Source organism: Thermoflexus sp. (genome assembly GCF_042408365.1).
GTDB lineage: Bacteria > Chloroflexota > Anaerolineae > Thermoflexales > Thermoflexaceae > Thermoflexus.
The window spans coordinates 1-9,244 of record NZ_JBHOQJ010000018.1 but is presented as its reverse complement, the minus strand read 5'-3'; the positions used below and the strand labels follow the sequence as shown (position 1 = coordinate 9,244).

Genomic DNA, 9,244 nt, shown 5'->3' with positions numbered 1-9,244 from the left:
CGATGGGACACGGATCGAGGCGTCGAAGTTCCTGGCGAAAGCCCTGCGGCGGCTGCGCCGCCGCTCGCGGCAGCTTTCCCGGAAGCAGCGGGGATCCCGCAACTACGCCCAGGCTTCGTTGCGGTTGGCGCGGCTGCACCGTCGGATCCGGAACCTCCGCCGCGATGGCCTGCCTCCGGTCCCCACCGGGCGGGCGAAAACCAAGCCGGTGTTGGTGGTGGAGGCGCTGAACGTGTGGGGGATGTTTCTTCGGCTCCTGGCCTCCAAGGCCCAATGGGATGGGGCACCGCTCTTCGTGGCCCCGCCGGATTTCCCGTCCACCCGGCGTGGCTCGCGGTGTGGGGGGTAGGGCCGAAGGGGCCCCGGTCGGTGCGCGTGTTTCGGGGCGGGAGTGTGGGCGGGAGATCGATCGGGATCTCAACGCCGCCTTGAACTTGAGGCAATACAGGTTGGCCGCCCGCAAAGGCCCTACCGGGAGTTCCCCGGGAACTTGGGGCACCTCGCGCGATCCTTTGGATCGCGCAGGGTGCCCGTTGGCCTGTGGAGATCCCTCTGGCGGCGGAACGGGCCTCCAGGTCCGGTCGACGAGCTATGGGTCGATGAAGCAGGAAGGGACCGGTCATCGATGGAGCCCTTCGGGGTGAAATCGATGACGATGCGTCACGGAACGGCTCATGGAGGAGCGGGGTGCTGGAGGTGGCCCCGCTTCCAACCCCTTGTGAGGGAAAGCGATGAAAAAGGTTCTTCTCTGGAGCATCGGGTTCTGGCTTGTCTTCATCGGCTGGGTAACGCGGGCCCCTATCCTCCATGCCCAGCCCCCTACGGCGATGGCGGAGCGCCTGGATGTGGAGATCCGGGTGCTGGCCGATGGCACGCTGGAGATCACGGAGCACCAGATGATCCATTTCGTTGGGACCTTCCGTCGTGGGTTCCGGGAGATCCCTCTCCGGCGCACCGAGGGGATCACGATCCTGGATCTCCGGGACGATGAAGGAGTCTACCGTCAGGAGCCTTCCGGCCAGCCGTTCACCTATGTCGTCGAACAAAACGGTGAGGCTATCACCGTACGCTGGTTCTTCCCCCCCACCACCAACGCGGTCCGGACGTTCCACCTTCGTTATCTGGTGCGGGGCGCGGTTCGACGTTACGCGGAGGGGGATCAGCTCTGGTGGAATCCGCTCCCGGCGGAACATGCGTATGAGATCCGTCGCAGTGCGATTACGGTCTTTCTCCCTCCTGGCGCGACCGCTCAGCGAATCACCGCTTATGGGCCGGCGGATGGAGAGATCCTGGAGGATGGGCACGTGGTTCGCTTCCAGGCCCGGCGTCCGCTCCAGCCCGATGAGTCCTTCGAGATCCGGGTGCAGTTCCCCCATGGGATCATCCCTCCAGAGCCGCCGGGATGGCAGGAACGGGAAGATCGGATCCCCCTATATAACCTGGGTTTGTTGACCCTGGGGTTGCTGCTGCTGGTCGGCGGGCCAGCCCTGGCCCTAATCGTGTGGGCGGTGCGAGGGCGGGATCCCTACGCTGGGGTGATCCCCGACATGCTGGCGGAGCCCCCCGCTGCGGATCCCCCTGCGATGGTCGGGGTGCTGTTGGATGAGCAGGCGGATCTCCGGGATGTCCTGGCGACGGTGGTGGATCTGGCTCGCCGGGGTGTGCTGGCCATCGAGGAGGTCCGTGAGGGCTTCGCCCGCGATTTCATCCTCCGGCGGACCGGTCAGGAGGCGGATCTTCGGCCGTTCGAGGCGGTTCTGCTGCGGGCGCTTTTCAACGGCGCGTCCGTGCGGCGCCTCAGGGAGCTCCGTTATCGCTTCTTCCAACGCCTTCCGGAGATCGAGTCGGCTCTCTACCAGGCGGTCGCCCAGGCCGGGTGGTTCGCCGGCCGTCCGGACCGGGTGCGGAGCGGGTATCGACTCCTGGCCTTTCTGTTTGGGGGGCTGGCGGCCCTGGCCGGCATCGGTGCGGCGAGCTGGAGCGAGGATGGGCTTTGGGGGATGTGGGCGGTTGCGGTGGGACTGGGTGGGACGGCCTTGGCGTGGTTTCTGATCGCTCCGCACATGCCCCGGAAGACCCGGGAGGGGACCGAGCGGGCGGCCCGCTGGCGGGCCTTCGCTCAGGGCCTGCGTCGCCTGCAGCCGCTGGCGACGGAGGAGGCCCGCGCCCGGCTGGAGCGTGATCTTCCCTATGCGATTGCCTTCGGGATGGAGCGGCGATTCCTGCGCCAATGGCAGGAAATGGCGCCGGATCTCCCACCGCCACCCTGGTATCGCCCATGGGTTCGTCCGTATCCAACCGCCGCCCCGGGGAGGACCCCGGGCCATGCCGCGCCGGCGCCCTCCGGCGAAGCCCCAGCGGTGCCTTCCCTGGATGATATGGCCGCCTCGTTAACGGGGAGCCTGAACGCGTTTTCGGAGAGCCTGACGGAGATGCTGAACACCGCTGCGGATGCTTTCATCAGTCGCCCTCCCTCCGAGCGCGGCGGAGGCGGTCGTTGGAGCGGGGGCGGGAGCTTCGGCGGCCGGGGCGGTGGAGGTGGGCGAAGCGGGTTCGGATAATCGAAGACATGCCGTCCCACAAGGAGGAACCATGCACCCGCGCACCATGCAGCTGCTGGGGGGGATTTTGGTGGGAGTAGGGGTGTTCCTGGTGATGGCCTTCCTGGGTTTCCTATCGATCCAAGCAGCTCGGGGGGAGCTGACCCCCGGGGGGGGTGCCCTGGGGGCCTTCCTGGTCTTCCTGGTCTTCTCCCCTCTGATCGGGGGCGGGATCTACCTCTGGCGCCGAGGGGGAGTGGAGGCCCAGGAGGCCGAGATGGCGGAGAAGCAGCGCCGGCTGCTCGGCATGATCCAGGCCCGGGGGAAGGTGGCCATCCCGGATCTCGCCCTGGAGCTTCGAGCGACCCGGGATCAAGTCCGGGCGTGGATTTACGATCTGGTGCATCTGGGGCTCTTCTCAGGGTATATCAACTGGTCGGAGGGGTTACTCTACTCCGCTGAGGCGGCGGCGTTGCGAGATGCCGGGAAGTGCCCGAACTGCGGCGGGGCGCTCGAGCTGGCTGGGAAAGGGATCATCCGTTGCCCCTACTGCGGTACCGAGATCTTCCTCGCCCAATGAATGGAGGGTTCAATGGCGATCCGAGCGCGCACGTTGAAAGAGGCTTTGAACCTGTTCGATCCCCGTGTCCCCCTATCCGGACGGGCCTTGGCCGCCTATTACGTGGAGCGACCCGATGTCCCCACCCAGGAGTTGAAGGCCTATCTGGAGGCCATGGACGAGCCGGTGAAGATCCTGTTCTCCGGCCACCGGGGGAGTGGCAAGAGCACCGAGCTCAATCGCCTGACGGGCCTCCTGAAGGGGCGGTTTTTCATCGTACATTTCTCCGTGCTGGAGATCCTGAATCTGACCGATCTCACCTACGTGGATCTCATCTTAGCCATCGCCTTGCGCCTGCTCCAGCAAGCCACCGATGAGCGGATCCTCAAGGGGCGGAAGCGGGGCCTGGTCGGGGTGGGGATGCTGGAGGACCTTTACCGGTGGCTCACCCATGAGATCGTGGAGGAGGAGATGGTGAGCCCCTCCCGGGAGGCTTCGGCCGAGGCGGCGCTGAATCTTCTGGCCCTCAAGCTGGAAGGGCGGGTCAAAACCGAAAGCAGCACCCGGCGGATGGTTCGAGAGCGGGCGGAGCTGCGGCTTTTCGAGCTGGTCTCCCGCACCAACCGGCTGATCGAGGAGATCCGCTCGAACGCCCGACGGCCTGTTCTGGTGATCGTGGAGGATCTGGATAAGCTTTCCTTTGAACGGGCCTTGGGGCTTTTCCTGAACCACGCCGCTTTGCTGGCGGAGCTGCGGGCGCACATCCTGTTCACCTTCCCGATCGCCCTGCGTTATGCCCGGGAGTTCCTCCAGATCCGCAGCCATTTCAGCGAGCGCTTCCTGGTCCCCAACGTGATGGTCTACGATCGGAAAGGAGAGTTGCGGCCGGATGGTTATCGAGTGATGCGGGAGATCGTGGAGCGCCGGGTGGAGCCCTATCTCATCGACCCCGAGGCCATCGACCTCGCGGTCCGGATGAGCGGGGGAATTCCCCTGACGCTGATTCAGCTGATGCAATCGGCGATCCTGCACGGGCTCGCTGCCGGTCAGGATCGGATCGGCCTGGCTGAGATGAGAAGCGCCGTGGTCCAGTTGCAGAACGATTATCGAGGGACTTTACGGCCAGAGGATTACGGGGAGCTGTTACATTATCACCGCACGCGGGCCTTTGTGAACAACGAGCGGACCCGCGAGTTCTTGGCCAATCTGAGCCTGCTGGAATACAGCGATGGAGAGCCGTGGTGCGACGTTCATCCGATCCTGCTTCCCCTGCTGGAGGAGGGATAAGCTTAAGCAATTGAGAGGGCGGCCTTCGGCCGCCCTCTCAATTCAGGACATCAGACAAGGGCTCGATCCCAACGAAGGGTTTCCCCTCTTCACCGCTCAAGGGGCGGTGAAGAGGTAAGGATAGGAGAAAAAAATTCTTCTCTGTGGGTGTGGGCCACGCAAGCGGCCCACATCCACAGGAATCCTGCGAGTACGGAGTTGGGGCGACTACCCGCAAGCGTGCACAACACACCCCATCCGTACGGTTAGGGATTCAGACGATAGCCTTGGCGGCGCACCGTCTGAATCCAGCGCGGGCGTCGGGGATCCTTTTCCATCTTCTGGCGGAGGTTCCAAATATACCAACGGAGGGCCTGAAGGGAGCCCTCCTTCCGTCCACCCCATATGGCGGTGAGCAGCTCATCGATCGAGACCACCCGCCCAGCCCGTTCCGCCAGATAGACCAGGAGCGTGTATTCAATCGGGGTGAGATCTAAGGGTTGGCCGTGGAACCTCACTTGCCGGTGCTCCCGATCGATGACCAACGTGCCCTCACCCAGTTCCAGGATCGGGAGCGCGGTCACCGAAGCTTGGCGCACCCGCCGGAGGATCGCCTCCACCCGAGCGAGCAGTTCCTCTACAGCGAAGGGCTTCACGATATAATCATCCCCGCCCAGAACGAGCCCCCGCACCCGGTCCGGGATCTCATCCAGGGCGGTCAGGAAGAGGATGGGCACCGTGGAGACCCGGCGGATGCGTCGGCAGACCTCCCAACCCTCCATGTCAGGGAGCAGAATATCCAGGATCACCACGTCCGGGTTGTGGAGGTCGAGCAGGGAAAGCCCCTCGCTTCCCGTACCTGCGGCGAGCACCTCATAACCGCTCTGGATCAGTGCTCGCGTCAACAGATCACGCAACAACGCATCATCATCGATCAGCAGGATCAATGGTTTTCCGTTCATCATATGCTGCCTTTACCTCAACAGAGAGTGTTTGCTGTCCCAACTGGCCATAAACCCCCAAAATTCATGGCGAGCGCTTGATCCTTTAGGGGTTAGAGACCGCCGAAAACGGCCCTCGCCCCCCAAAAAGGTTTTCTTCTCCCTCCTCGCACTGCGGGGGGAGGCGAAAAGCGCTATTCATACCACTCATAAGGGAACACCGGTCGGGGGCGGATGCGACGTGCGAACAGACGCACCAGCAGCCACCCCGCCACGAACCCGCCGATGTGAGCCCACCATCCGATGCCGCCCACCGAGGGGCTGGCAGCAGTGATCGCGGCCATTCCATTGACAAACTGAAGCAGGAACCACATCACCAGCAATACTGCAGCCGGTACCTCGAAGAAGCCCAGGCCAAAAAAGAAGTAGGGGGCCAGCACGGTCACCCGGGCCCCAGGGAACAGCACCAGATAGGCCCCCAGCACCCCGGCGATCGCCCCGCTGGCCCCGATCAAGGGAACGCGGGAGCCGAAGAGGACCAGGGTCTGGATCAGGCCGGCGATCACGCCGCACAGCAGGTAGAAAACCAGATAGCGCAGATGACCCATACGATCTTCCACGTTGTCCCCAAACACCCACAGGTAAAGCATATTGCCCAGGATGTGAGCCCAGCCGCCATGGAGGAACTGGCTGGTGATTAAGGTGATCAGCCAGAATGGATCCGCCCGTCCAAGCAGCGCTCCCCAGATCCGAACCGGCACCGCCCCCCAGGTAAACAGAAACCGATCCAGTGTTCGTGAAGGAAGCGAGATCTCGAACAGGAAGATCAGGATATTGAGCAGGATCAAGGTCCAGTTGACGATGGGAATCGTCCTGCTTCGCGGGCTGTCGCTGATGGGAATCATTCTGCGATTCCTGAGCAAAAGGTCAAATTGATTATACTTCTTTTGGAAAAAACCGTAAGATGGGGGCAGCGCGTTATGTTCCGGATGCGATGATCGGGTGGGGCTAGGTGCCTGCGAGGCCCGGACCGGCCCCGAAGTCCCTTATGGGGAAACCTGGATTTCCAAGGCGAATTCGCTTGACGGGGATCGAGGAGCCGGGCATAATTGCCTATGGAGGGATGGCCGAGCGGCTGAAGGCGGCGGTCTTGAAAACCGCTAGGAGGCCTGAGAGCCTCCTCGGGGGTTCAAATCCCCCTCCCTCCGCCTCGATATCCGGAGGGGTGCCGGAGAGGCCTAACGGGACCGCCTGCTAAGCGGTGGGGGGTGCGAAAAGCCTCCCTCGAGGGTTCGAATCCCTCCCCCTCCGCCTCTCACCGGGGTGGCGCGTGAAGCGCCACCCCGGTTTTTATTGAACCTATGGCGCCCGTGCGGATTTCCAAGGGGGAATCGCAGCCTTCCTGACGTTCTCCAAAACCCCTGAGCGGAATGGAGCAGCCATTTCAAGCGCGCGAAGCGTGGGAGCTCAACGGATCACGCGTCGGGCTGCCTGTTCGCAGAGGCTTCGCCCCCCGGCCTCCAGCCACTCTTGAAGCCGGTCGCTCCGGGCTGACGCACGGCGGGCATCCTCGTAGATCCCAACCCCCCAGTAAACGTAGCGTTGGGTCTCCGCGGTCCAGCGCTGCGGTTGCCCAATGATCGTATGACCTCCGTTGTAGCCTGCCAGGGCTTGAGCGACATCGCCGTTCGCCTTGCGGAGCGCCTCCGCCAGATAGGAGAGCCCGGCGCGGGCATTGGTCTCCGGATCCAGCGGGTCATCCCCGGCGCCGAAGTGGAAAGGCATGACCTGGAAGAGCCCCAAGGCGCCGCTGGAGGATCGGGCCAGGGGATCCCCACAGGACTCGATTTGCATCACTGTGGCGATCAAATTGGGGTCCAAGTTGTAGGCCTGAGCCCAGGCCAGGATGCGCGTCGACCATCGTTGCACTTCGGGGGTGAATAAAGGGGCCAGGGCCCCCGCCTCTGTTGAAGGGGCGACCGCTGAGCTGGGGGCGGTGATCGGCCTTTGGGAGGTGCTTGCCTCGTTTGGGTTCAGGCCCATGGCGACCACCCCGGCCAGCGGAGTCAGCAGGAGGGCCGCCAGCACGGCAGTCCCAAACGGGAGACCTCGCGTGACCCAGCGTTGCGCTTCCAGAGCGAGCATGAGAGAACCTCCTGAGTACGCGCGGTGCATCCTCAACGATCATGGACGATAAGGGCTGCGGGGACGGCGAGGCCGCCCGCTCGATGGCCCAATTTCTCTTCCCCCCATCGCCTCGCGCCATGGCTTAGCGCTGTCCGATCCGCCGTCGGGAGAGCGCCTCCCGATCGTTCGGCGTGATCAGACGGGGTCCTGGGCTGGTTGCTTCCACCTCTTCGGTTCCTTCTGAGGTCTGCGCGATGCGCGAATCTGCCCACGCATGGAGGCGCCCGGTCAGCCGGTGCAGCGCTGGCATGAGAAGCCCCATGATCGTGCTGATCAGGAGAACCCGTCCGGTCCAGACCAGGAAGGCGGTAGCGGTCGGGATGTAGGGCATCAGCGTGTGAATGAAGGCCGCACGCGGCGTCGCAGGCTGGGCCAGCGGCGAGGCCATCAGCGCCAACGTCACTGCCCACCATTTCAGCAACGCGTTCGCTCCTGAAGCCAGAAGCCAGGCAACCAACACATACCAAAAGCCAGGCTTCTCCCGTTCATTGGGGATTGAGAGATAGATCAAACCTGACAGATCCACCAACCACAGGCCCAGAGCCAGCAACGTTCCCCAGGTCATCCCGTCGGCCATCAGGTCGCCGAAGAGCGTGGTCATGGCGTATTGGGACGCGGAATAATTAAACCATTCCAGCGTCAGCCATCCTCCGGTCATCATCAACCCAACGATCAGCGGTACCCCGATTTCAGTGCTCCATACAGGAGCTGCCAGATCCACGCTCTCACGGCCCGGCCGGGTCGTCTGGATTTCCGATCGAGCCGCCTGGAACCAGTGCCAAGCCATAAAAACCTCCTTAGAACATTTGTTCTAATCGGCAACCTCATCTTAGCACGGAAGGGAGCGGGCGTCAAATCCCTGATGGGAGTTCGGCAGTGGGTTTCCTCAATGGGAGATGAAGGGGGTTGTGGCCCTTCCGCCTCCTCTCCCAGGCTCCGAGCGGTGTAACTCCTGTCCCTGGGGCGGGTCAAGAGCGGAGGGTTTTGAGGAAGGCCATGGTGGTCACTCCATTTGCCTCCTCCCCGTGCGGCAGGGCCGCACGGGGAGAAAGAACGGTTTGGGGTCGGGCCGGGGGCCTTTGACGCCCGGCCCGACCCCAAACGCCCACGAAAAAACCAATGGCATCGCTCCTAAATTCAATGTGGAAGGAGCACTGTTGGGAGCCAGCGGAGGCCGCCAAGGTTTTATTCTGGCAAGGAGGAAAACCAAAGGGTCAGGCGCTCGCGCTCCTCGGGTGTGGTCGGGGACGTCCCTTCAATCAACTCGGTGGGCCACAACAGGGGGCCGCCGCAGAGCGGGCAGATAGGCGACACGCCGCTCTCGATGAAGCGAAAAGCTTGCGCCTCGAACTCCACGACCCATTCCTCCAGGCCCGTTCGGTGCACCCATATGCCTCCGTGGGCCCGGCAACTGTTTCGATCGCAGAACAGCATCGACCTTTGCATCAGGCTCTCCAGGCCAGAGAATACTGCTTTATCCGCCTGAGTGTTGAAGATATTGGGTGGAGGGGCGGATGGCTCCTTCGTCTTTTCTTCCTCATCCTGCAGCTCAAAGGGCTGCGGGGTGAAGAGGGGAAACCTCCGGGGGTGGAAGCTGCCGAAGGTGACCCCTAACCCCTAAAAGTATCGGATAGATAGAGCTATTGTCTCTCCGATGATGTGATCTGTCCACTGAGTCCAGGAGGCCAGCAGGGCTTTTCCATGTTCTAACCATTGGCAAGCTACTGCTTTCAATGGGGGGTTTTCGGGGG

9 protein-coding genes and 2 tRNA genes are annotated in these 9,244 nt (G+C 63.2%); 6 read left to right on the top strand and 5 right to left on the bottom strand.

Annotated features, from left to right (window positions below; translation table 11 throughout):
* The 4 genes from ACFMO5_RS00885 to ACFMO5_RS00870 form a co-directional block, all read left to right on the top strand.
* Positions 1–349 (top strand): transposase (locus tag ACFMO5_RS00885; RefSeq protein WP_376790887.1); only part of this gene is annotated, 349 nt, incomplete at its 5' end.
* Between the two features lie 382 nt (positions 350–731).
* The gene (locus tag ACFMO5_RS00880) at positions 732–2,561 is read left to right on the top strand and encodes a DUF2207 family protein (protein WP_376790886.1); all 1,830 of its coding nucleotides are present in this window, start codon (positions 732–734) and stop codon (positions 2,559–2,561) included.
* Positions 2,562–2,592: 31 nt separating this feature from the next.
* A complete protein-coding gene (locus tag ACFMO5_RS00875; RefSeq protein WP_376790885.1) occupies positions 2,593–3,120 on the top strand; it encodes a hypothetical protein in 528 nt (175 codons plus the stop codon).
* A gap of 12 nt (positions 3,121–3,132) precedes the next feature.
* A complete protein-coding gene (locus tag ACFMO5_RS00870; RefSeq protein WP_376790884.1) occupies positions 3,133–4,386 on the top strand; it encodes a hypothetical protein in 1,254 nt (417 codons plus the stop codon).
* Positions 4,387–4,631: 245 nt separating this feature from the next.
* Here ACFMO5_RS00870 and ACFMO5_RS00865 read toward each other — a convergent pair whose 3' ends face one another.
* Both ACFMO5_RS00865 and ACFMO5_RS00860 read right to left on the bottom strand, forming a co-directional pair.
* Entirely contained in the window at positions 4,632–5,327 is a 696-nt protein-coding gene (locus tag ACFMO5_RS00865; RefSeq protein ID WP_376790883.1) for a response regulator transcription factor, read from the bottom strand.
* A gap of 173 nt (positions 5,328–5,500) precedes the next feature.
* A complete protein-coding gene (locus ACFMO5_RS00860; protein WP_376790882.1) occupies positions 5,501–6,211 on the bottom strand; it encodes a rhomboid family intramembrane serine protease in 711 nt (236 codons plus the stop codon).
* 212 nt (positions 6,212–6,423) lie between these two features.
* On the opposite strand from ACFMO5_RS00860, the gene ACFMO5_RS00855 reads away from it, so the two are divergent.
* A tRNA-Ser gene (locus ACFMO5_RS00855) sits at positions 6,424–6,514 on the top strand.
* Between the two features lie 11 nt (positions 6,515–6,525).
* A tRNA-Ser gene (locus ACFMO5_RS00850) sits at positions 6,526–6,617 on the top strand.
* Positions 6,618–6,773: 156 nt separating this feature from the next.
* On the opposite strand, the gene ACFMO5_RS00845 is transcribed toward ACFMO5_RS00850, so the two are convergent.
* From ACFMO5_RS00845 to ACFMO5_RS00835, 3 genes are all read right to left on the bottom strand, one after another.
* Positions 6,774–7,451, bottom strand: a complete 678-nt coding sequence (locus tag ACFMO5_RS00845) for a lytic transglycosylase domain-containing protein (protein WP_376790881.1) — start codon at positions 7,449–7,451, stop codon at positions 6,774–6,776.
* A gap of 124 nt (positions 7,452–7,575) precedes the next feature.
* Entirely contained in the window at positions 7,576–8,280 is a 705-nt protein-coding gene (locus tag ACFMO5_RS00840) for a hypothetical protein (RefSeq protein ID WP_376790880.1), read from the bottom strand.
* A gap of 398 nt (positions 8,281–8,678) precedes the next feature.
* Positions 8,679–8,879 (bottom strand): hypothetical protein, encoded by a 201-nt coding sequence (locus ACFMO5_RS00835; RefSeq protein WP_376790879.1) that lies wholly within the window; start codon positions 8,877–8,879, stop codon positions 8,679–8,681.
* Positions 8,880–9,244: the final 365 nt, after the last annotated feature.

Coding starts and splice junctions, on each gene's coding strand:
- ACFMO5_RS00880 (WP_376790886.1), top strand. CDS start 732: ATGAAAAAGGTTCTTCTCTGGAGCATCGGGTTCTGGCTTGTCTTCATC.
- ACFMO5_RS00875 (WP_376790885.1), top strand. CDS start 2,593: ATGCACCCGCGCACCATGCAGCTGCTGGGGGGGATTTTGGTGGGAGTA.
- ACFMO5_RS00870 (WP_376790884.1), top strand. CDS start 3,133: ATGGCGATCCGAGCGCGCACGTTGAAAGAGGCTTTGAACCTGTTCGAT.
- ACFMO5_RS00865 (WP_376790883.1), bottom strand. CDS start 5,327: ATGAACGGAAAACCATTGATCCTGCTGATCGATGATGATGCGTTGTTG.
- ACFMO5_RS00860 (WP_376790882.1), bottom strand. CDS start 6,211: ATGATTCCCATCAGCGACAGCCCGCGAAGCAGGACGATTCCCATCGTC.
- ACFMO5_RS00845 (WP_376790881.1), bottom strand. CDS start 7,451: ATGCTCGCTCTGGAAGCGCAACGCTGGGTCACGCGAGGTCTCCCGTTT.
- ACFMO5_RS00840 (WP_376790880.1), bottom strand. CDS start 8,280: ATGGCTTGGCACTGGTTCCAGGCGGCTCGATCGGAAATCCAGACGACC.